The 22413-nt window shown below is 43.8% G+C and carries 20 protein-coding genes; all 20 read left to right on the top strand.

The genetic code is table 11. From position 1 onward, the window contains the following. The first annotated feature begins 18 nt into the window (after positions 1-18). A complete protein-coding gene (gene codY, locus ACSFXN_RS11305; RefSeq protein ID WP_437150213.1) occupies positions 19-798 on the top strand; it encodes a GTP-sensing pleiotropic transcriptional regulator CodY in 780 nt (259 codons plus the stop codon). 526 nt (positions 799-1324) lie between these two features. Continuing rightward, complete coding sequence (rpsB, locus tag ACSFXN_RS11300) at positions 1325-2041, top strand: 30S ribosomal protein S2 (RefSeq protein ID WP_300989601.1); 717 nt, start codon at positions 1325-1327, stop codon at positions 2039-2041. Positions 2042-2128: 87 nt separating this feature from the next. Next, positions 2129-3013, top strand: coding sequence for a translation elongation factor Ts (gene tsf / locus ACSFXN_RS11295; protein WP_300989600.1), 885 nt, complete (start codon positions 2129-2131; stop codon positions 3011-3013). 80 nt (positions 3014-3093) lie between these two features. Beyond that, on the top strand, positions 3094-3819 hold the full coding sequence (gene pyrH, locus ACSFXN_RS11290) for a UMP kinase (protein ID WP_300989599.1): 726 nt from the start codon (positions 3094-3096) through the stop codon (positions 3817-3819). Next, complete coding sequence (frr, locus tag ACSFXN_RS11285; RefSeq protein WP_437150211.1) at positions 3819-4376, top strand: ribosome recycling factor; 558 nt, start codon at positions 3819-3821, stop codon at positions 4374-4376. The genes pyrH and frr overlap by 1 nt, the downstream gene beginning before the upstream one ends. Before the next feature lie 153 nt (positions 4377-4529). Further along, positions 4530-5321, top strand: a complete 792-nt coding sequence (locus tag ACSFXN_RS11280) for an isoprenyl transferase (RefSeq protein ID WP_437150210.1) — start codon at positions 4530-4532, stop codon at positions 5319-5321. Continuing rightward, positions 5318-6109, top strand: a complete 792-nt coding sequence (locus tag ACSFXN_RS11275) for a phosphatidate cytidylyltransferase (protein WP_437150209.1) — start codon at positions 5318-5320, stop codon at positions 6107-6109. The genes ACSFXN_RS11280 and ACSFXN_RS11275 overlap by 4 nt, the downstream gene beginning before the upstream one ends. A gap of 16 nt (positions 6110-6125) precedes the next feature. After that, positions 6126-7271, top strand: coding sequence for a 1-deoxy-D-xylulose-5-phosphate reductoisomerase (dxr, locus tag ACSFXN_RS11270; protein WP_437150207.1), 1146 nt, complete (start codon positions 6126-6128; stop codon positions 7269-7271). 42 nt (positions 7272-7313) lie between these two features. After that, positions 7314-8573 (top strand): RIP metalloprotease RseP, encoded by a 1260-nt coding sequence (gene rseP / locus ACSFXN_RS11265; RefSeq protein WP_437150206.1) that lies wholly within the window; start codon positions 7314-7316, stop codon positions 8571-8573. Between the two features lie 172 nt (positions 8574-8745). Further along, positions 8746-10449: a proline--tRNA ligase gene (locus tag ACSFXN_RS11260; protein ID WP_437150205.1), complete on the top strand. Its 1704-nt coding sequence runs from the start codon at positions 8746-8748 to the stop codon at positions 10447-10449. A gap of 88 nt (positions 10450-10537) precedes the next feature. Beyond that, positions 10538-14845, top strand: coding sequence for a PolC-type DNA polymerase III (locus ACSFXN_RS11255; RefSeq protein ID WP_437150203.1), 4308 nt, complete (start codon positions 10538-10540; stop codon positions 14843-14845). A 123-nt stretch (positions 14846-14968) separates the two neighbouring features. Beyond that, a complete protein-coding gene (gene rimP, locus ACSFXN_RS11250) occupies positions 14969-15454 on the top strand; it encodes a ribosome maturation factor RimP (RefSeq protein ID WP_437150202.1) in 486 nt (161 codons plus the stop codon). A gap of 22 nt (positions 15455-15476) precedes the next feature. Further along, a complete protein-coding gene (gene nusA / locus ACSFXN_RS11245; protein WP_437150201.1) occupies positions 15477-16604 on the top strand; it encodes a transcription termination factor NusA in 1128 nt (375 codons plus the stop codon). Positions 16605-16624: 20 nt separating this feature from the next. Further along, complete coding sequence (gene rnpM, locus ACSFXN_RS11240; protein ID WP_300989590.1) at positions 16625-16906, top strand: RNase P modulator RnpM; 282 nt, start codon at positions 16625-16627, stop codon at positions 16904-16906. Further along, the gene (locus ACSFXN_RS11235; RefSeq protein WP_437150199.1) at positions 16906-17241 is read left to right on the top strand and encodes a YlxQ family RNA-binding protein; all 336 of its coding nucleotides are present in this window, start codon (positions 16906-16908) and stop codon (positions 17239-17241) included. The genes rnpM and ACSFXN_RS11235 overlap by 1 nt, the downstream gene beginning before the upstream one ends. A 4-nt stretch (positions 17242-17245) precedes the next feature. Next, a complete protein-coding gene (gene infB / locus ACSFXN_RS11230; RefSeq protein WP_437150198.1) occupies positions 17246-19507 on the top strand; it encodes a translation initiation factor IF-2 in 2262 nt (753 codons plus the stop codon). Further along, positions 19504-19782, top strand: coding sequence for a DUF503 domain-containing protein (locus ACSFXN_RS11225; protein WP_300989587.1), 279 nt, complete (start codon positions 19504-19506; stop codon positions 19780-19782). The genes infB and ACSFXN_RS11225 overlap by 4 nt, the downstream gene beginning before the upstream one ends. An 18-nt stretch (positions 19783-19800) precedes the next feature. Beyond that, a complete protein-coding gene (gene rbfA, locus ACSFXN_RS11220; protein ID WP_437150197.1) occupies positions 19801-20154 on the top strand; it encodes a 30S ribosome-binding factor RbfA in 354 nt (117 codons plus the stop codon). Positions 20155-20416: 262 nt separating this feature from the next. Then, positions 20417-21340 carry a tRNA pseudouridine(55) synthase TruB gene (gene truB, locus ACSFXN_RS11215; RefSeq protein WP_437150470.1) on the top strand — a complete coding sequence of 308 codons (924 nt, stop codon included), beginning with the start codon at positions 20417-20419 and terminating at the stop codon, positions 21338-21340. A gap of 1 nt (position 21341) precedes the next feature. Next, the gene (locus ACSFXN_RS11210) at positions 21342-22292 is read left to right on the top strand and encodes a bifunctional riboflavin kinase/FAD synthetase (RefSeq protein ID WP_437150196.1); all 951 of its coding nucleotides are present in this window, start codon (positions 21342-21344) and stop codon (positions 22290-22292) included. The last annotated feature ends 121 nt before the right edge of the window (positions 22293-22413 follow it).

Below are 22413 nucleotides of genomic sequence, written 5' to 3'. Positions count from 1 at the left end.
TGTAGGAGGTTCATTAGAATGAATTTATTGGAAAAAACAAGACGTATTAACTCGATGCTGCAAGCAGCGGCAGGAAAGCCTGTAAACTTTAAAGATATGGCCGAAACTTTAAGCGAAGTAATCCAATGCAACGCTTTCGTAGTAAGCCGTAAAGGTAAGGTGCTAGGTTTCGCAGTTAACCGCCAAATCGAAAACGAGCGTATGAAAGGGATGCTGGAAGAGCGTCAATTCCCGCTTGAATACACACAAAACTTATCTACCATCACTGAAACGTCTGCTAACTTGGACGTAAACAGCGAGCACACGATCTTCCCGGTTGAAGAACGTGAATTGTTCAAAGGCGGTTTGACAACAATCGTTCCGATTATTGGTGGAGGAGAGCGTTTAGGGACACTTCTTCTTGGCCGCGTTGATCAGCCGTTCGGAGATGATGATTTGATTTTGGGTGAATACGGTGCAACAGTAGTAGGGATGGAAATCCTTCGTGAAAAAGGCGACCGCATCGAAGAGGAAGCACGCAGCAAAGCAGTTGTTCAAATGGCGATTTCTTCACTTTCATACAGTGAACTTGAAGCGATTGAACACATTTTTGAAGAGCTTGACGGCAACGAAGGTTTGCTTGTCGCTTCAAAAATCGCTGACCGTGTAGGAATCACTCGCTCAGTTATCGTTAACGCACTTCGCAAACTTGAAAGTGCTGGCGTTATCGAATCTCGTTCTCTAGGAATGAAAGGGACATACATTAAAGTATTGAACACAAAATTCCTTGCTGAATTAGAACAATTGAAAATGAACTAATTAAATCAAAAGGTGCCGGATCAATTCCGGCACCTTTTTTGTTTTGCTTTTTTTCTGAAACGCTGGATGGTCTTGATGATATCTCGAAAAAACAGCCGCACAAAACCATTTGCTCTTGTATCGTTCTTTAGTTCATTCGCTGTTTTTGTTTCCGCATTGCACCTGCATCGCTGTGCTAGCTTCGGTGCATGAAAAACAGCCGCTGCGTTAGCTTTGCCAGAAACGATTTAGGCAAATTTTTTCCGCGGCTCGCTTCTGGCGGAGAGCCACTGCCCAAGGGATTTCATTAATCCTTCTTCAAAATGTCAGTGTTTTTAAATTCGAGTCAAAAACAAAATAAGAAGTGGAAATAAAGAAGCCGAATCTTATAAGAGAAACTTCTTGCGGTCCTATAAGAGACCGTGGTATAATTTCAAATGGTGTTAAATACACACGCATTTCGATTTGAATCGCAGGTGCTTGGAACAAGTAACGGTTCAGAGAAGAAGAATGCGGAGGAAAAATAACCTATCAGGAGGAAACACACATGTCAGTAATTTCTATGAAACAATTGCTTGAAGCTGGTGTACACTTTGGCCATCAGACTCGCCGTTGGAACCCGAAAATGAAAAAATATATTTTCGTTGAGCGTAACGGTATCTACATTATCGATCTTCAAAAAACAGTCCGCAAATTGGAGGAAGCTTACAGCTTCATGAAACAAGTGGGCGAAGAAGGCGGTAAAGTGTTATTCGTCGGAACGAAAAAACAAGCTCAAGATGCTATCAAAGAAGAAGCAGAGCGCTCTGGTAACTACTACATCAACCAACGCTGGTTGGGTGGAACGCTTACTAACTTCGGTACAATCCAAAAACGTGTTAGCCGTTTGAAACAAATCGAGCGCATGGAAGAGGACGGAACTTTTGATGTTCTACCGAAAAAAGAAGTAGTTCAATTGAAAAAAGAACACGAACGCCTTGTTAAATTCCTTGGCGGTATCCGTGATATGAGTTCACTGCCGGACGTAATGTTCGTAGTTGACCCACGCAAAGAACGCATTGCAGTAGCAGAAGCTATTAAATTGAACATTCCTATCGTTGGTATCGTTGATACTAACTGTGATCCGGATGAAATCGATTATGTAATTCCTGCAAACGATGATGCAATTCGCGCTGTTAAGCTATTGACTGGTAAAATGGCAGACGCTTTGCTTGAGTCTAAACCGGAAGAAGACGAAGAAGCTCCAGCTGTTGCTGCTGAGTAATTCACAAGTAGTACAGGTGATAAGCGGCCAACCCCACTTATCACCTTTTTTTGAGAAAACGTATATATCCTAAGGAGGAATTTAATCATGGCAGTTACAGCTCAAATGGTAAAAGAATTGCGTGAAAAAACAGGCGCGGGTATGATGGATTGCAAAAAAGCACTAGTTCAGACAGACGGCGATATTGACGCAGCAATCGACTTCTTGCGTGAAAAAGGCCTTTCAAGTGCTTCTAAGAAAGCTGACCGCATTGCAGCTGAAGGGATTACTTCAATCCTTGTAAAAGACAATGACGCAGTTATCTACGAAGTAAACGCTGAAACAGATTTCGTAGCGAAAAACGAAGGCTTCCAGACGTTAGTAAAAGAATTGGGCGAGCACTTGATCGAAACTAAACCGGCTACTATTGAAGAAGCTACTGCTTCGACAATGTCTAACGGTGTTACAGTTGCAGACCATATTTCAAACGCTATCGCTAAAATTGGTGAGAAAATCACTTTGCGCCGCTTTGAAGTCCGCACTAAAACTGACGCTGACGCTTTTGGTCCTTACCTTCACATGGGTGGACGCATCTCCGTGCTAGTTGTTCTTGAAAATTCTACAGACGCGAGCGCTGCACGCGATATCGCAATGCACATTGCAGCCTTGAACCCGAAATACGTTTCACGCGACGAAGTTTCTGCTGAGGAAGTAGAACATGAACGCAAAGTATTGACTGAACAAGCTCTTAACGAAGGCAAACCAGAAAACATTGTTGCTAAAATGGTTGAAGGCCGCCTTGGCAAGTACTTCGAAGACGTTTGCTTGCTTGACCAAGCATTTGTTAAGAATTCTGACCAAAAAGTCCGTGATTTCGCAGCTTCAACTGGTGGAACTGTAAAAGAATTCATCCGTTATGAAGTTGGAGAAGGCATTGAAAAACGCGAAGATAACTTTGCTGATGAAGTAATGAGCCAAGTAAACAAAAAATAAGGTTATTCTTATAAGATTCAACCCGGGGAACACTGAAAGGTGTTCCCTATTTTTCAATAAAAGTGTAACGGAGGGTACCGATGAGTGTTCAACAATATAAACGCATTGTACTAAAACTAAGTGGAGAAGCGATGGCTGGCGGACAAGGTTTCGGTTTGTCTCCTGAAATCATCAAAACAGTGGCTAGCCAAGTAAAAGAAGTTGTAGAACTCGGTGTAGAAGTTGCTGTAGTTGTAGGCGGCGGAAATATCTGGCGGGGCAAGGTCGGCTCGGAAATGGGTATGGACCGCGCGACAGCGGATTATATGGGAATGCTGGCAACGGTCATGAATTCGTTGGCATTGCAAGATTCTTTGGAAAAACAAGGAGTAGAAACACGTGTCCTTTCTTCTATTGAAATGCGCCAAGTGGCTGAACCTTATATCCGAAGAAGAGCCATTCGCCATTTAGAGAAAAAACGGGTTGTTATTTTTGCTGCAGGCACAGGCAATCCTTATTTCTCTACTGATACGACTGCGGCACTTCGCGCTGCTGAAATTGAAGCCGATGTTATTTTAATGGCTAAAAACAACGTGGACGGTGTTTACTCAGCAGATCCTAGAACTGATGATACAGCTGTTAAATACGATGAGCTATCTTATTTTGATGTGATTCAGCAAGGCTTGCAAGTAATGGATTCAACAGCTTCCACACTTTGTATGGACAATGACATTCCACTCGTAGTATTCTCAATTATGGAAAATGGAAATATAAAACGGGCTGTACTCGGTGAAAAAATCGGGACAGTAGTGAGGAGAACTTTATAATGCCGAAAAATGTGATGAACGACACGAAAACAAAAATGGAAAATGCAATCCAAGCTTTTTCACGTGAACTTTCTTCGATTCGAGCAGGTCGTGCAAATCCTTCAATTTTAAACAAATTGACTGTTGAATATTACGGAGCTCCTACACCAATCAACCAAGTGGCGGGTGTATCTGTTCCGGAAGCACGCCTAATCGTTATTCAACCATATGACAAGACCATAATGGGCGACATCGAAAAAGCGATTCTTAAATCAGACTTAGGCTTAAGCCCTACTAATGACGGTACGGTAATTCGCTTGGCAATTCCGGCTCTTACTGAAGAACGCCGGAAAGACCTTGTAAAACAAGTGAAAAAAGAAGCGGAAGAAGCGAAAATCGGTATCCGCAACATTCGCCGGGACGCTAATGACGAATACAAGAAACTCGAGAAAAAGAGCGAGATAACGGAAGATGATTTGCGCAGCTATTCGGATGAAGTGCAAAAATTGACGGATTCATATATTGCAAAAATCGATGAAGTGGCAAAAGATAAAGAAAAAGAAATAATGGAAGTTTAATTCGAACTTTCACGATTGCCGGGCGTCCTGTTTAGCAGGACGCTTTTTCATGCCAAAATATGCATTGCTGCATCAAAGAAAGCGCACAATGCCGATTTTTTTGATATGATAAGCAATAGACATGCCGATTTGCAATAGGTGGAGGATTAAACTATGTTCAATAAATTATTAAAACGAATGGCAGATCCGGTTCCGGAATATGAGGAGCGCTCATATGCTGTTGCCAGAGCAGGGGTCCCGTCACATATTGCCATCATTATGGATGGCAATGGGCGATGGGCTAAAAAACGTTCACTGCCTAGAGTGGCAGGCCATCATGAAGGAATGAAGACAGTCCGCAAAGTTACGAAGCTGGCGAGTCATATAGGAGTCAACGTCTTGACTCTTTATGCTTTTTCCACCGAAAATTGGAAACGCCCGAAAATTGAAGTAGATTTTCTGATGCGTCTTCCTGAAGAGTTTTTATCTACTTTTCTGCCGGAGTTAATTGAAGAGAATGTGCGTGTAGAAATGATGGGGTATCATCAGAATTTGCCTTCGCATACCATTGAAGCCATCAGAAAAGCGAAAGAAGCAACCAAGAACAATACCGGCCTTGTGTTGAACTTCGCCTTGAATTACGGAAGCCGTGCGGAAATCGTGGATGCGGTTAAAGATATTGCTGCACAAGTGGCTGCTGGAACTCTGAATATAGCAGATATTACTGAAGAGCATATCACTGAAGGGCTAATGACCAGCAAGTTGCCAGAGCCAGATTTATTGATCCGGACAAGCGGGGAAGTGCGGCTGAGCAACTTCATGCTTTGGCAGCTGGCTTATACAGAATTTTGGTTCACGGAGACTTTGTGGCCTGATTTCGGAGAAGAAGCTTTATTGGATGCGATTGAGAATTACCAAAAACGAAATCGCCGTTTTGGAGGATTGAAAGGAGAAGAAGCAAATTGAAACAGCGCATCATAACTGGAATCATTGCTGCGGCTCTTTTCATTCCTTTTGTTTATGTTGGGGGAACGCCTTTTACACTTCTGATGTATGCATTAGGCACGGTGGGATTGCAAGAGTTGCTTAACATGAAAGGCCGCAATTTATGGAGTATTCCAGGGCTTATCGCTCTTTTTGCGTTATACGCACTTATGCTGCCCGATAAATGGGCGCTGCAAATTTTTGAATGGACCGGCTATATAAAAGTGGAGTTCGCATTTTTAGCAGTTCTTTTACTTCTTATACATACTGTGGTAGTTAAAAACAGCTTTACTTTTGACGATGCTGCTTTTGCCGTACTCGGAACTTTGTATTTGGGAATGGGTTTTTATTACACAATTGAAACGCGCGAAGCTGGTCTTGCATTTATCATCTTTGCCCTGTTTATCGTCTGGTTCACGGACTCCGGAGCCTATTTTACAGGCCGAAAGATCGGCAAACGCAAACTATGGCCTGAGATATCGCCTAACAAAACGGTGGAAGGCTTTGTCGGAGGCATCGTATGGGCTATAGGCATCGGATTGATTTTGAATTATTTCATCGATTTGGACAAGCCTATACTGCTTATCATTGGAGTGACAATCGTTGCATCGATATTCGGCCAAATGGGCGATCTAGTCGAATCTGCATTAAAAAGGCATTTTAACGTTAAAGATTCAGGAAACATCTTACCTGGGCATGGAGGCATCCTTGACCGGTTCGACAGTATCCTGTTTGTGATGCCGCTACTTCACTTTTTACATTTCATCTAAGAAAGGGAGCGTCTGAATGGGCAAGAGCATAATTTTGCTGGGTGCCACCGGATCCATAGGTGTGCAGACAGCTGATATAATACGGGAGCACGGAACTGTCTTTTCTCTAAAGGGTTTTTCTGCAGGAAAAAACATGGAAGTCACCAGGAAATTCATCCATGAATTCCAGCCAGAAATCGTTTGCGTGCAAAATGAAGAAGATGCCATTGAAATCGCCAAAGAGTTCCCTGGCGTTTCTATCGTACACGGTGAACAAGGACTTATTGAAACGGCTACCTATGATGCAGACATCCTGGTTAATGCCGTGATTGGGAGCGTCGGCCTAAAGCCAACTTTGGAAGCGATTAAATTAGGCAGAACTGTGGCAATCGCAAATAAAGAAACACTCGTTACTGCAGGGCATCTCGTCATGCAGAGTGCAAGAGAATACGGAGCCACCATCCTTCCTGTCGACAGTGAGCATTCGGCATTATTCCAAGCACTGAACGGTGAAAAAAGAGAACAGGCGAGCCGGCTGATTTTGACAGCATCCGGAGGAAGCTTCCGAGATTCTACACGTGCTGACTTAAAAGACGTTACTGTTAAAGAAGCATTGAATCATCCAAACTGGTCAATGGGGGCGAAAATTACAATTGATTCCGCAACCATGGTGAATAAAGGTTTGGAAGTGATCGAAGCTCATATTCTGTTCGATTTTGACTATAAAGATATCGAAGTGCTTCTGCACCGGGAAAGCATCATCCACTCGATGGTGGAATTCCACGATACCAGTGTTATGGCGCAGCTCGGCACACCCGATATGCGAGTTCCCATCCAGTATGCACTGACTTATCCAGAGCGGCTTCCTCGTACAGAAGCCAAGCGGCTGAATCTGGCGGAAATCGGTAAATTACATTTTCAGGAAATGGATTTCAAGCGGTTCCGTGCCTTAAAAATGGCTTTTGAGGCTGGTAAAACAGGCGGCACGATGACGACTGTTTTAAATGCAGCAAATGAACAAGCCGTTGCGATGTTCTTAAATGAAGAAATTAAATTTTTACAGATTGAAGAACTTATTGAACGTGCGATGCATAATCATAAAGTGGTTTCGAAGCCGGATTTAGAGACGATTCTACACGTAGATGCTGAGACAAGAAAATCCGTTAAAAACATGCTAAAATAACTAAAGATTAAAACCGAAAACGGTTTATAAGGATGGGTTCAAATGGAAACAGTTCTAGCGTTTATAATTATTTTCGGTGCTTTAGTATTTTTTCATGAATTTGGCCACTTTTTGTTTGCGAAGCGCGCCGGAATCTTAGTACGTGAGTTTGCCATCGGAATGGGACCGAAGATTCTAGGCATTACAAAAGGCGAGACGGTCTATACGCTTCGTTTGCTGCCAATTGGCGGATACGTCCGGATGGCCGGGGAAGACATGGATACCATCCATCTTCAAGCAGGGCATCGGATTGGTGTTTTATTGGACAAGGATGGCCTAGCTAAAAAAATTATCATGAATCAGAAGACAATGTATCCGGATATTCTGTTTATGGAAGTTGAAGAAGCGGATTTAGAGAAAGAACTTTATATTAAAGGTTATGACGAGGATGATCAATTTGTCCGTATTGGAGTAGCGCGTGATGCTGTCGTTGAAGAAAATGGCAAAGAAACGATACTTGCTCCTTATGACCGGCAATTCGACTCGAAAAGCCTTGGGCATCGTTTTATGACGATTCTGGCGGGGCCGCTGTTTAACTTTATTTTGGCTTTCTTCATCTTCACAGCCATTGGTTTGATGCAGGGCATTCCAACGAATGAACCTGTAATAACGGAAGTAACAGAAGACAGCCCGGCTGCAGAAGCCGGAATGCAAAATGGAGACTTGGTCACAGAAATCGATGGAAAAGCAATTGGCTCTTGGAACGAGTTAGTAGAAGCGGTCCAGGATAACGCCGGAAATCCGCTGCCATTCAAAGTCGAACGGGACGGACAGCCTTTGGATTTCACTATTACGCCTGAAGTATCGGAACAATCTCCTGAAAAAGTAGGGGTTATTGGGGTTTTATACCGAAGTCCTCTTGAAAAAGATGTTTTAGGTTCGTTTGCATACGGTGCCGAACAAACAGTCTTTTGGTTCAAGGAAATTTTCCGCTTGCTTGGCATGCTGGTGACTGGCCAATTTACGATTGATGCTTTGTCAGGACCGGTCGGAATTTACAAAACCACTGAAGAAGTTGCAAAATACGGCATCTTCACTTTGATGAGCTGGGCGGGTATGTTGAGCATCAACTTAGGGATTATGAATTTACTGCCGCTTCCGGCACTTGACGGTGGCCGGTTGATGTTCTTTATCCTTGAAGGAATCCGCGGCAAACCAGTCGATCGGCAAAAAGAAGGAATGGTCCATTTCGTCGGCATCATGCTGCTCATGCTGTTAATGATTGTCGTCACATGGAACGATATACAAAAATTCTTCTTTTAACTAAGAAAAACACTGTCGCCTGTCAAGCCCCGACAAGCGCTGGAAGACCCGGCGGTAATGGCGGGCTTTGCCATGGCGCAGGGGGCAGACCGCGACCTCGAGGGGCTAGGCGACGGAGTTGGACAGAGAAAACGCAAGAAAAATTAAATAGTCAGTTGAGGTGCATTTTGGAATGAGACAATCAGCAACTTTTATCCCTACATTAAGAGAAACACCGGCTGATGCGGATGTTAAGTCGCATCAGCTTTTGCTGCGGGCTGGATTTATCCGCCAAAACACAAGCGGCATCTATTCGTTTTTGCCACTCGGAAAACGGGTTCTGCAAAAAGTGGAAACGGTTATCCGCGAGGAAATGGAAGCGGCGAACAGCGTTGAAGTTTTTCTTCCGGCATTGCAGCAAGCGGAATTGTGGCAGGAAACGGGCCGGTGGTATTCATACGGCGACGAATTGATGAGATTGACAGACCGCAATAACCGCGAATTCGCTCTTGGTGCAACGCACGAAGAAGTCATTACAAGCTTGCTTCGCGATGAAATTAAATCATATAAGAAGTTGCCGTTGAATTTGTTCCAGATCCAGTCAAAATTCCGGGACGAGAAGCGTCCGCGTTTCGGCTTGCTCCGCGGCCGAGAATTTTTGATGAAAGATGCCTATTCATTCCATGCAACAAAAGAAAGTTTGGATGACACATATAATGATATGATGCAGGCTTATACAAATATCTTCACGCGCCTTGGCTTAAACTTTCGTGCAGTTATTGCGGATTCAGGAGCGATTGGCGGAAAAGATAACCATGAATTCATGGTGCTGTCTGAAATCGGGGAAGATACTATTGCCTATTCGGATACGTCTTCCTACGCTGCCAATATTGAAATGGCTGCAGTGAAGGCAGATTATCCGAAGTCTGATGAAGCATTGAAAGACATGGAGAAAGTATCAACTCCGGACCAGAAGACCATCGCGGAAGTAGCAGAATTTCTTGATACTACTCCGGAACAATGCATTAAGACATTGGTATTTAAAGCGGATGACGATTTAGTGATTGTCTTATCACGCGGCGACCATGAAATTAATGATGTCAAAGTGAAGCATGCAACTGGTGCCACCATTGTCGACCTTGCAGAGCCTGGAGAAGTCCAGCAATTATTGGGCTGTGAAATTGGCTCTTTAGGACCGGTGAAACTGCCTTCATCTATCAAAGTTTATGCAGACAACGCGGTAAAATCGATTGTCAATGGAGTGACAGGCGCGAACGAAGACAGATACCACTTCATCAATGTCAATCCTGAAAAAGATTTTTCAGTCGAAGCCTATGCGGATCTGCGTTTTGTCCAGGAAGGCGATCTATCGCCGGATGGCGAAGGCATTATCCAATTCGCTAAAGGAATCGAAGTTGGCCATATCTTCAAACTTGGCACAACCTACAGTGAACCGATGAAAGCGACGTTCCTGAACGACCAGGGTAGAGCGATGCCTTATATCATGGGCTGCTACGGCATCGGAGTTTCACGCGTCATGGCTGCTGTTGCTGAACAGTTCCAAGATGACAACGGCTTTACTTGGCCGGATATCATTGCCCCTTACGATGTACACATTGTACCTGTCAACATGAAGGACGAAACACAACGTGAATTGGGTGAGGATTTGTATGAATTATTGAAATCGTACCGATATGAAGTTCTTTTGGATAATCGCATTGAACGGGCAGGAGTAAAATTTGCAGATGCTGATTTGATTGGCATACCTGTTCGCATTACGGTCGGAAAAAAAGCTTCTGAAGGAATTTTGGAAGTGAAATATCGCCGCACGGGAGAAACTTTTGAATGGAAACGAGAAGAATTACTGGACCGATTACAGCAATTCTTTAATAAATAATCGACAAATCTGATATGATGAAAGGAAAGTACAACTGTACTTTCCTTTCTTTATTCTTATCAATAAATCTGTTACGAAGGGGATAGTTATGACAAACCAGCAGGATTCAAAGATGCGATTCAAGCTTCTTCTTCAGCATCTGGACTTAACGGACGATGTGCATATGCCTTTTTTTGAAGAGGCGGAACTGACACGGATGACAGTCCATAAAAAAGAGCGGACTTGGCGTTTTCTGATCAAAGTAAAACAAATTCTGCCTCTGCAACTATATCTTCAATTAAAAGAACGTCTAAATATAACCTTCTCATCTATCGCCTCGGTGCAAATTGCTATAGAAAGCGAATCTTCAAAAGCTGAAGGACAGTTAGTCATGGACTACTGGCGCTATGTAGTGGAAGAATTTTCGGATATGGCTCCGCCACTGCGTCAGCAATTGCAATCGCAAGTGCCGGATTGGAATGGCCAAAAATTAATGCTGTGCTGCAGCCATGAACACGAAATGATGGCATTAAAGTCGAAGTACAGCGATAAAATTGCAGAAGTTTACCAGCAGTTTGGATTCCCGCGCATTGCCATCGATTTCCAATTGACCGAAGGGGATCAAGAAGCGGCCCACCAAGAATTTCTGGAACAGCGTCAGATCGAAGAAGATGAAATGGCGAAAAAGGCATTAGCGGATATGAAGAAAAGAGAAACAGACCGCAAAGAAAATGGCGTGCCGTCCGGTCCTTTCCAAATGGGGATTGCGATTAAACCGGATGAAAAAATTTCGGAAATCAAATCGATTGTCGATGAAGAACGCAGGGTGACGATCGAAGGGTTCGTATTTGATGTTGAAGTTCGTGAATTGCGCAGCGGACGTTCATTGTTGACCGTTAAAATGACCGATTACACGGATTCGATACTAGTGAAGATGTTCTCGCGAGACAAAGAAGATGCGGAACATATGGGCAATGTCAAAAAAGGGATGTGGTTAAAAGCCCGCGGTTCCATTCAGACAGATACCTTTGTCCGTGATTTAGTGATGATGGCCCAGGATATGGTGGAAATCAATCCGCAGCTTCGGCAAGATACTGCCGATCAAAAACGGTCAGAACTCCATTTACACACACCGATGAGTGCGATGGACGCAGTCTCTTCGGTCGATTCACTGGTCGCTCAAGCTGCAAAATGGGGCCATCCTGCAATTGCTATTACGGACCATGCCGGTGTGCAATCTTTTCCGGATGCCTATGCTGCCAGTAAAAAATATGGCATTAAAGCGATATTCGGCTTAGAAGCGAATTTAGTGGACGATGGAGTGCCGATTGCTTATGAAGAGCGGCATGCCTTATTGGAAGAAGAGACATTTGTGGTATTCGACTTGGAAACGACTGGTCTCTCTGCTGTCTACGATACCATCATCGAACTTGCCGCTGTGAAAATTAAAGGCGGCCAGATCCTTGATAAGTTTGAGAGTTTTGCTAATCCCCATCATGCGCTGTCGGCAACGACGATTGACTTGACTGGGATTACGGACGACATGGTAAAAAATGCGCCTGAAGTGGAAGAAGTCATCCGCAACTACCATGAATGGGCCGGCGACCATATTATGGTTGCCCATAATGCATCATTTGATATGGGCTTTTTATATGTGGCATATAAAAAATTCGGCATTGAAAAGAAACACGCGACCATCGATACGCTCGAACTTGCCCGGATGCTTCATCCGGAATTGAAAAACCACCGGTTGAATACATTGGCAAAAAAATTCGGCATTGAATTGACCCAGCATCACCGGGCCATCTATGACACGGAAGCAACTTCATATTTAATGACGCATTTATTAAAAGAAGCTCATCAAAAAGGAATTTTGTATCATGACCAGTTGAATGACTATGTCGGTGCAGGGGACGCGTATAAACGCTCGCGTCCGACACATTGCACGCTGCTGGCTCAAAATGATGAAGGCTTGAAAAACCTGTTCAAGCTAGTGTCTGCCTCACATATTGATTATTTCTACCGTGTCCCGCGAATTCCGCGTTCATTATTGCAGCGCCACCGGAAAGGCTTACTGGTCGGTTCTGGCTGTGATAAAGGAGAAGTGTTTGAAGCGGTGATGCAAAAATCAATGGAGGAAGTCGAACAGACAGCGAGATTCTATGATTATCTGGAAGTCCATCCAAAAGAAGTTTATTCTCATTTGATTGAACGGGAACTGATTCGCGATGAGTGGAACCTGGAAGATGTGATCCGCAAACTGGTGAAAGTCAGCCGGAAGCTTGAAATTCCAATGGTAGCGACAGGGAATGTCCATTACTTGGACGAAAATGATGCGATTTTCCGCCAGGTTCTCATTGGCTCTCAAGGCGGCGCTAACCCATTGAACCGCCACAAACTGCCTAAAGTGCATTTTAGAACGACCAATGAAATGCTCGATGCCTTTGAATTTTTAGGAGAAGATACCGCCCGTGAAATAGTGGTTGAAAACTCCAATAAAATCGTGGATATGATTGAAACGGTAAAACCGATCAAAGACGATCTCTATACACCGAAAATTGAAGGTGCGGATGAAGAAGTACGGGAGCTCAGCTATAATATGGCCCACGAAATCTATGGTTCTCCGCTGCCTGAAATTGTGGAGGCACGCATTGAAAAAGAATTGAAATCGATTATTGGACACGGCTTCGCGGTTATTTATTTGATATCGCATAAGCTTGTTAAAAAATCGTTGGATGACGGTTATCTGGTAGGCTCCCGAGGTTCTGTCGGTTCTTCATTGGTTGCGACATTGACGGAGATTACAGAAGTCAATCCGCTGCCGCCGCATTATATTTGTTCGAAATGCAAAAAATCCGAGTTTTTTGATGACGGGTCTGTCGGTTCAGGATTTGACTTGCCGGATAAAAATTGCCCGGATTGCGATATCCCTTTCCAAAAAGAAGGACAAGATATTCCCTTCGAGACATTCCTTGGATTTAAAGGAGATAAAGTTCCCGATATCGACTTGAACTTCAGTGGGGATTACCAGGCCAGAGCCCACAACTATACAAAAGAATTATTCGGGGAAGACAATGTTTTCCGTGCTGGAACGATCGGAACGGTAGCGGAAAAAACGGCCTACGGTTACGTCCGCGGCTATGCCAATGACAGAGACATGACGCTCCGCGGCGCTGAAATAGACCGCTTGGTGCAAGGTTGTTCCGGAGTTAAACGGAGCACCGGCCAGCACCCGGGCGGAATTATCGTTGTGCCGGATTATATGGACATTTATGATTTCTCACCTATCCAATTCCCAGCGGATGCCCAGGATTCCGAATGGAAAACGACTCATTTCGATTTCCATTCTATTCATGACAACCTCTTGAAACTGGATATTCTTGGACATGATGATCCAACCGTTATCCGGATGCTGCAGGATTTATCAGGCATCGATCCAAAAACGATTCCGACAGACGACCCTGAAGTGATGAAGATTTTCTCAGGGGTGGAATCTTTGGGTGTTACCGAGAAGCAAATCGGTTGTAAAACCGGAACATATGGCATCCCGGAATTCGGAACGCGCTTTGTTCGCCAGATGCTTGAAGAAACAAAACCGACAACGTTTTCCGAGCTTGTCCAGATTTCAGGACTTTCCCATGGGACAGACGTATGGCTCAGCAATGCCCAGGAACTAATTCAAAATGGTACATGCCAGCTGTCAGACGTAATCGGCTGTCGGGATGACATCATGGTTTATTTGATTTATCAGGGATTGGAGTCTTCACTGGCATTTAAAATCATGGAGTCGGTACGGAAAGGTAAAGGGCTGACTCCGGAAATGGAAGAAGCGATGAAAAAAGAAGGCGTGCCGAATTGGTATATCGAATCATGTAAAAAGATCAAGTACATGTTCCCGAAAGCCCATGCTGCCGCTTATGTATTAATGGCAGTACGCATTGCTTATTTCAAAGTGCATTTCCCGATTCTTTATTACGCAGCATACTTTACCGTCCGCGCAGAAGATTTCGATGTCAATGCAATGGCCAAAGGATCTCATTCGATCCGTGCTAAAATCGATGAGATTAACGCTAAAGGGCTTGAAGCATCAACCAAGGAAAAGAACTTGTTGACAGTCATGGAATTGGCGCTTGAAATGGTTGAACGAGGCTATTCGTTCCAAAAAGTCGACTTGTACAAATCGTCCGCTGACCAATTTATCATTGAAGGCAAGACATTGATTCCTCCATTTAATGCAATTCCGGGATTGGGTACAAACGCAGCGAAATCAATCGTTGCAGCCCGTGAGCATGGAACATTCTTATCGAAAGAAGACTTGCAGCAGCGTGGACGTGTTTCCAAGACCATTATTGAATACATGGATGACCACGGATGCTTAGAGGGCATGCCGGATGCCAATCAACTGTCGCTGTTCTAGTAAGTTGCACAGCAATAGGAAATATGGTATTATTGTAATAACATTTACTGATAGCTCTGTCGCAGAAGAGTGGGTTCTCCCGCTCTTTTCTGTTGTTATGGAATAAATCGGCGGGAGGCATATATGAGCAAAATTACAGAACAGATTGAACAAATCGCATTGCCCATCACAGAAGAACTGCATTTGGAACTTGTGGATGTAGAATTTTTAAAAGAAGGACGCAGCTGGTTTTTACGTGTTTATGTAGATAATCCGGCAGCGCCGATAGACATTGATCAATGTGCGCTTGTCAGTGAAAAGTTAAGCGAAATCCTGGATAAACTTGATCCGATTGAGCAGAACTATTTCCTTGAAGTTTCTTCACCTGGTGCAGAACGCCCATTGAAAAAAGAAAAAGATTTCGAAAATGCGCGCGGAAAGTACATCTATATTAAGACGTATGAACCTGTGGAAAATGCAAAAGAATTCGAAGGTTACTTGATGTCTTACAATGATGAAGAAGTAGAAATTGAAGTTAAAATCAAAACACGCAGAAAAACAATCGTTATTGCCCGGGACAAAATTGCAGTTATCCGGCTCGCCATTGATTTTTCTGTAAAACCTGATTGAAGAACATGGGAGTGAATAAATAATGGGCAATGAGTTTTTGGATGCATTAGATGCTTTAGAAAAGCAAAAAGGAATTTCGAGAGATGTACTGATAGAAGCCATTGAAGCTGCGCTGGTTACAGCCTATAAGCGCAATTTCAACCAAGCGCAGAATGTTCGGGTGGATTTAAACTTGAACACGGGAACAATGCTTGTTTATTCCCGTAAAGACGTGGTGGAAGAAGTTGAAGATGACCGCCTGCATATTTCATTGGAAGATGCAAAAGTGATCAATCCCGCTTATGAACTTGGCGATATCGTTGAAGAAGAAGTGACTCCACGGAATTTCGGACGTATTGCTGCTCAGACAGCTAAACAAGTGGTAACTCAGCGTGTACGCGAAGCTGAACGCGGTTTGATCTTTGAGGAATTCGTTGACCGTGCTGACGATATTGTCAATGGCATTGTTGAACGCATGGATGCCCGCAATCTATACGTCGGCCTTGGAAAAGTGGAAGCGGTTCTTCCACAGACCGAACAAATGCCAAATGAATCTTACCAGCCGCACGACCGCATCAAGGTATACATCACTAAAGTAGAACGCACGACTCGCGGGCCGCAGGTTTTTGTATCGCGTACCCATCCAGGGTTGCTGCGCCGCCTGTTTGAAAACGAAGTTCCGGAAATTTATGAAGGAATCGTCGAAATCAAGTCGATTGCACGTGAAGCGGGAGACCGCTCTAAAATCTCTGTAGTCGCTCATCGTGATGATATTGATCCAGTTGGTTCATGTGTAGGCGCGAAAGGTGCCCGTGTCCAAACAATTGTAAATGAATTGAGCGGAGAAAAAATCGATATTGTTGAATGGTCAGAAGAACCAGTGGTGTTTGTCGCAAACGCACTTTCCCCATCTAAAGTTCTGGATGTTCAAGTAAATGAAGCAGACAAATCAACAACTGTCGTTGTTCCGGATTATCAATTGTCACTTGCGATTGGGAAACGCGGACAGAATGCACGTCTGGCTGCTAAATTAACCGGCTGGAAAATCGATATCAAGAGTGAGACCGATGCCCGGGAACTTGGCATTTATCCGAATGAAAATGCATCAGTTGAACTGGTTGAATCCGGTGAAGAACTTGACGATTTTGATTTTTATGAGGAAAAAGAATAACGTAGAAAAGGTGATGTCGGTTGGCTCTGCAAAAGAAAATCCCATTGCGGAAGTGTGTAGCTACAGGCGAGATGCATCCTAAAAAAGAAATGATCCGAGTGGTCCGAACAAAAGAAGGCGAAGTATTTGTCGACTTGACGGGCAAAAAATCAGGACGCGGTGCATATGTCTCTAAATCGGAAGATGCGATAGCATTAGCGCGCAAAAAGAAAGTTTTGGACAATCAGCTGGAAGTTAAAGTTCCAGATGAAATTTACAGCGAATTAATTCGCGTAGTCCTAAGAGAGCAGTTGAAGAAATAATGAACACTGAGCAATTACAGACCAAAGAGAAATTCCTGCAAATTTTAGGATTGGCTACCCGAGCCCGGATGACGACCTCCGGAGAAGGAATGGCAGTGGCAGAAGTGCGCAATGGCAATGCAAAATTGGTCATATTGTCAGAAGACGCATCAGCAAACACTAGCAAGAAAGTGCATGACAAATGCAATTCGTATAATGTTGATCTCCAAGTATTCGGAACGCGTTTTGAACTTGGACATGCAATAGGCAAAGCAGAGCGTGTAGTAGTAGCAATCACCGATCAGGGGTTTGCAAAAAAACTAGCGAGTTTGCTTGAAGAAATTAACCGGGGGTGAGCAGATGACCAAAATTCGAGTACATGAATACGCTAAAAAAGTAGACAAGCCAAGTAAAGAGATTATTGACCAGTTATCAAAGCTGAATATTGAAGTGGCTAACCATATGGCAACTTTGGAGGACAATGCTGTTTCAAAATTGGATGGCATTTATAAGAAATCTGCATCAGGTCAGCGTGTGCAAACACAAGCGCGCCAACAGCATCAAGCACAGAACCGTCCTTCTGGACAAGGGCAGTCCCGCCCGCAAAGCAGCGGACAGGGGCAAGCTCGTCCACAAAGCAGCCAAGGACAATCCCGTCCACAAAGCAGTGGCCAAGGGCAGAACCGTCCAGCAGCAGCTAAAGGATCGAACTTCACACCGAAAGCTGCAAAACCGACTGCAGGTCCAGGACAGCGCAACAACCGTCCAGGCGGCGCTGGAGGCCGCGGAGGCCAAAACCGCAACCGCAAAGGCAGACAGCAGCAACCGGTAAATCCAATGCCGCCAATGCCTAGAAAAGAAAAAGAGCTGCCGGCTAAAATCACGTTTACTGAGTCTTTGACGGTAGCAGAATTAGCAAAAAAATTAGGCCGTGAGCCATCTGAAATCATCAAAAAATTGTTCATGCTTGGGGTAATGGCTACCATTAACCAAGAATTGGATAAAGATGCTATTGAATTGATTTGTGCTGAATACGAGGTAGAAGTAGAAGAAGAAGTTCTGGTTGATAAATCGGATCTTGAAGTTTACTTCGAACCGGAAGATGAAGCTCTTCTAGAAGAACGTCCACCGGTTGTTACAATCATGGGACACGTTGACCATGGTAAAACAACATTACTGGATTCTATCCGAAACACAAAAGTGACTGCAGGCGAAGCTGGCGGTATCACTCAGCATATCGGTGCTTATCAAGTGGATGAGGGCGGCAAAAAAATTACGTTCCTTGATACTCCAGGACACGCAGCATTTACAACAATGCGTGCACGAGGAGCGAAAGTAACAGATCTGGCCATTATTGTTGTAGCAGCTGATGACGGCGTTATGCCTCAGACTGTGGAAGCGATCAATCATGCAAAAGCTGCTGAAGTGCCAATCATTATCGCAGTCAATAAAATGGATAAGCCAAGCGCTAATCCTGACCGGGTGATGCAAGAACTGACAGAACATGGACTTGTACCGGAAGCATGGGGCGGCGAAACTATTTTTGTTCCAATCTCAGCTTTAAAAGGAGAAGGCATCGATTCGTTGCTAGAAATGATCTTGCTTGTATCTGAAGTTGGAGAATTGAAAGCAAATCCAGCACGCCGTGCAATCGGAACTGTTATCGAAGCGGAGCTGGATAAAGGCCGCGGTTCGGTAGCCACTCTATTAGTGCAAGATGGCACTTTGAATGTCGGTGATCCAATTGTTGTCGGTAATACATTCGGGCGCGTCCGGGCCATGGTTAACGACCTTGGACGACGGGTGAAAGATGCAGGCCCATCTACTCCAGTAGAAATTACAGGATTAAATGATGTGCCGCAAGCCGGTGACCGTTTTGTAGTATTTGAAGACGAGAAAACAGCCCGTCAAGTCGGTGAAACTCGTGCAACATCTGCACTTCAAGTACAGCGCTCTGAAAAAACACGTGTCACTCTTGATAACTTGTTTGACCAGTTGAAACAAGGGGAAATGAAAGAACTAAACCTGATTGTTAAAGCTGACGTTCAAGGCGCAGTTGAAGCAATGGCTGCCTCATTGATGAAAATTGATGTTGAAGGTGTGAATGTGAAAATCATCCATACGGGTGCTGGTGCTATTACAGAATCAGATATTTCACTTGCTGCTGCGTCTAATGCAATCGTCATCGGATTTAACGTGCGTCCGGATGTTAATGCGAAACGTGCTGCTGAAGCAGAAGGTGTGGATATCCGTTTGCACCGCATCATCTATAAAGTAATTGAAGAAATTGAATTCGCAATGAAAGGATTACTGGATCCTGAATTCGAAGAAAAAATTATTGGACAAGCTGAAGTTCGCAGTACGTTTAAAGTATCTAAAGTTGGAACAATTGCAGGAAGCTATGTAATCGACGGTAAAATTACCCGAGATAGCGGTGTCCGGGTAATTCGTGAAGGCATAGTCGTTTTCGAAGGCGAAATTGATACGCTGAAACGTTTTAAAGACGATGCAAAAGAAGTAGCAAAAGGATACGAATGCGGAATCACCATCAAAAACTTCAACGATGTTAAAGAAATGGACATCATTGAAGCATTCGTAATGGAAGAAATCGAACGCAAATGATTTTGTACATGGAATGTGAATTCTTCATACCAGTTTCGCATTCATTAAAAGAAAAGCGGGCAGTATTAAAAAGCATGCTGACCCGCACAAAACAGAAGTTCAACGTTTCAGCCGCGGAAATTGATCACCAAAATGTATGGCAACGCACACGCATCGCCTTTGTTACTGTTTCTTCCTCAAAAGAGATGGTGGATAAAGAAATGGCGCAAGTATTGCAGTATTTGGAAAGCAACCCCGCCTGGGAATGCCTTGAAGTTCAGCAAGAATATTTGTAAGAACGAGGTGAATAAACAATGACGATGCGCTCAAATCGTGTAGGCGAGCAGATGAAAAAAGAACTTAGCGAAATTATCAGCCGCAAGCTGAAAGATCCTAGAATCGGATTCGTGACAGTGACGGATGTAGAGGTAACTGGAGATCTTCAACAGGCAACTGTTTATATTAGTGTGCTGGGTGATGATAAAGCGAAAGAACAAACTTTGCTCGGCTTATCGAAGTCAAAAGGATTTATCCGTTCTGAAATCGGACAGCGGATCCGCTTGCGTAAAACGCCGGAGTTGTCGTTTGAATTTGATTCATCCATAGCATATGGAAATCGAATTGATACATTGCTCCGTGACATAAAAGAACCGAAAGAAGACCAGTAAGGAAAACTTCGCCCCGCATCTTTTTCGGGGGCGAAAGTGGACTGATCAGCGTTTAAAGTATGATAAAACTGGAGCCTGCTAATTATTAGCAGGCTATTTTTTTCATACTTTAACGGTCGTTAGGGTTTCCGTTTCTTTAGAAGATGGCCTTATAGGGCCGTAAAATCCCGATAAGACCAACTTACAAACCACGAGGGAAGAACCCTGTGGGCTGGAGTTTTTCTTTACATACATAATAAGCAAGGAGCTGAACCAAGTGGCAATGAATGGCGTTCTGCCTTTATGGAAAGAGAGAGGCATGACTTCTCATGATTGTGTGTTTAAATTGCGGAAAATCCTGAAAACCAAAAAAGTTGGACACACGGGCACCTTAGATCCGGATGTTGATGGTGTACTGCCGATTTGCATCGGGACAGCAACAAAAGTGGCTGAATATATTACTGATCAAGGGAAAACCTATGAGGCTGAAGTAACGCTTGGTTATTCAACGGAAACAGAAGATGCCAGCGGCGCAACTGTCGATGTGGATGACACGGAGAAATACTTGGGAAGAAGTGACTTATTAAAAGCGCTTGAAGATTTAACGGGTGAAATTATGCAGACTCCACCGATGTATTCAGCTGTAAAAGTTAATGGCAAGAAGCTGTACGAATATGCGCGCCAAGGCATCCAAGTGGACCGGCCGCAACGAGTCGTCCGGATTGACTCCATAGAATTGCTTGACGGGCAATCGGAATGGATCGGAAAAGAATTGAAATTCTCTATCCGCATTAAATGCGGAAAAGGCACGTATATCCGGACTTTGGCCGTTCAAATTGGAGAAGCTCTTGGATACCCAGCCCATATGTCCAAATTGACGCGCACCGAATCCGGAAAATTTGCAGCAAAAGACTGCGTAACACTTGCTGAAGTGGCGGAACTTGCTCAAAATGAAGATATCGGCTCTATTTTAAAACCGCTAAGCTACGGATTGAGCAATTTCCCATTTGTCGAGGTTGATAAAAAAGATGTTTTTGCCATCAAAAACGGCCAGGTCCTAGACCGGCACCCTCTGATGGAAACACAGGAATTCTTAGTATTTGCTGTAAACGGGCAGCCGTTGGCATTATATAAAAGACATCCGGAGCGTGTGGATAAAATGAAGCCTGAAAAAATGTTCGGAATTCCGAGCATCAACGAGGTGTGACATGAAAATTATTCATTTAAGTTATCCAAACAATATTAGACCTGAAGAAAAGCTTGGCCCTATTTCGCTTGCGCTCGGTTTTTTCGACGGTGTACATAAAGGGCACCAGCAGGTTATTGGAGAAGCGATCAGCCATGCGAAAAAACATAGTATCCAATCGGCGGTCATGACGTTTGATCCTCATCCTTCTGTAGTTTTAGGGGGAAGAAAAGAAGAAGTATTTTACATTACGCCCATGCAAAAGAAATTAGAGATTTTGAATGGCATGGGAGTTGATATTTGTTTTGTAGTCCGATTTACTTCCGACTTTGCGAAGTTGACCCCTGAACAATTCATCCATATTTTTATTAAAGAATTGAATGTAGTGCATGTCACAGCAGGATTCGATTTTTCGTTCGGCTGTAAAGGTGAAGGGACTATGAAAACAATGGAAGAGGCTGGGAAAGGCTTTTTCTCTGTTTCAACTATTCAAAAACAAGTCGACGGCGAAGAAAAAATCAGTTCTACACGAATCCGGAATCTGCTGAAGAGCGGTGAAGTCGATGAAGTTTGCCGTTTATTAGGGCGGCCATACAGAATTTCAGGCACCGTGGTAAATGGCGATAAGAGGGGCAGGACAATAGGTTTCCCGACTGCCAATGTCGAGCCGGAAATTGGCACGTTTGTTCCTGGCCGGGGAGTTTATGCTGTAAGTATTTGGGTTCAGGACCGGAAATACAATGGCGTCTGCAATGTTGGATTTAAACCGACTTTCAACAATCCCGACGTAAAGAAGCAGACGGTTGAAGTCTATATTTTAGAATTTGATAAAACGATCTACGGAGAAATGGTGGATGTAGATTGGTACTTGAGAATTCGGGATGAAAAGAAATTTTCGGGGATAGATGAACTGAAGGTTCAGATTCAAAAGGATAAGGAAACGGCAATTGATTATTTCAAAAGCCTAACATAAGGTGACCGGTTGATTTTGAAAAGCGCTTATGCTATGATTTATAAGTACTAAAAGTACAAACCATTGCTTGGCAAATCGATTCACCAACGGTTGCTCGGTAATTGGGGATATCAGAAATTAG

Source organism: Planococcus sp. 1R117A (assembly GCF_051417975.1).
Lineage (GTDB): Bacteria > Bacillota > Bacilli > Bacillales_A > Planococcaceae > Planococcus > Planococcus shenhongbingii.
Note: the sequence above shows the minus strand (reverse complement) of the source record. Positions and strands in the feature narration are given on the sequence as shown.

Excerpts from the sequence above, each read along its gene's own strand:
- codY (WP_437150213.1), top strand. The coding sequence starts at position 19 with ATGAATTTATTGGAAAAAACAAGACGTATTAACTCGATGCTGCAAGCA.
- rpsB (WP_300989601.1), top strand. The coding sequence starts at position 1,325 with ATGTCAGTAATTTCTATGAAACAATTGCTTGAAGCTGGTGTACACTTT.
- tsf (WP_300989600.1), top strand. The coding sequence starts at position 2,129 with ATGGCAGTTACAGCTCAAATGGTAAAAGAATTGCGTGAAAAAACAGGC.
- pyrH (WP_300989599.1), top strand. The coding sequence starts at position 3,094 with ATGAGTGTTCAACAATATAAACGCATTGTACTAAAACTAAGTGGAGAA.
- frr (WP_437150211.1), top strand. The coding sequence starts at position 3,819 with ATGCCGAAAAATGTGATGAACGACACGAAAACAAAAATGGAAAATGCA.
- ACSFXN_RS11280 (WP_437150210.1), top strand. The coding sequence starts at position 4,530 with ATGTTCAATAAATTATTAAAACGAATGGCAGATCCGGTTCCGGAATAT.
- dxr (WP_437150207.1), top strand. The coding sequence starts at position 6,126 with ATGGGCAAGAGCATAATTTTGCTGGGTGCCACCGGATCCATAGGTGTG.
- rseP (WP_437150206.1), top strand. The coding sequence starts at position 7,314 with ATGGAAACAGTTCTAGCGTTTATAATTATTTTCGGTGCTTTAGTATTT.
- ACSFXN_RS11260 (WP_437150205.1), top strand. The coding sequence starts at position 8,746 with ATGAGACAATCAGCAACTTTTATCCCTACATTAAGAGAAACACCGGCT.
- ACSFXN_RS11255 (WP_437150203.1), top strand. The coding sequence starts at position 10,538 with ATGACAAACCAGCAGGATTCAAAGATGCGATTCAAGCTTCTTCTTCAG.
- rimP (WP_437150202.1), top strand. The coding sequence starts at position 14,969 with ATGAGCAAAATTACAGAACAGATTGAACAAATCGCATTGCCCATCACA.
- nusA (WP_437150201.1), top strand. The coding sequence starts at position 15,477 with ATGGGCAATGAGTTTTTGGATGCATTAGATGCTTTAGAAAAGCAAAAA.
- ACSFXN_RS11235 (WP_437150199.1), top strand. The coding sequence starts at position 16,906 with ATGAACACTGAGCAATTACAGACCAAAGAGAAATTCCTGCAAATTTTA.
- infB (WP_437150198.1), top strand. The coding sequence starts at position 17,246 with ATGACCAAAATTCGAGTACATGAATACGCTAAAAAAGTAGACAAGCCA.
- ACSFXN_RS11225 (WP_300989587.1), top strand. The coding sequence starts at position 19,504 with ATGATTTTGTACATGGAATGTGAATTCTTCATACCAGTTTCGCATTCA.
- rbfA (WP_437150197.1), top strand. The coding sequence starts at position 19,801 with ATGACGATGCGCTCAAATCGTGTAGGCGAGCAGATGAAAAAAGAACTT.
- truB (WP_437150470.1), top strand. The coding sequence starts at position 20,417 with ATGAATGGCGTTCTGCCTTTATGGAAAGAGAGAGGCATGACTTCTCAT.
- ACSFXN_RS11210 (WP_437150196.1), top strand. The coding sequence starts at position 21,342 with ATGAAAATTATTCATTTAAGTTATCCAAACAATATTAGACCTGAAGAA.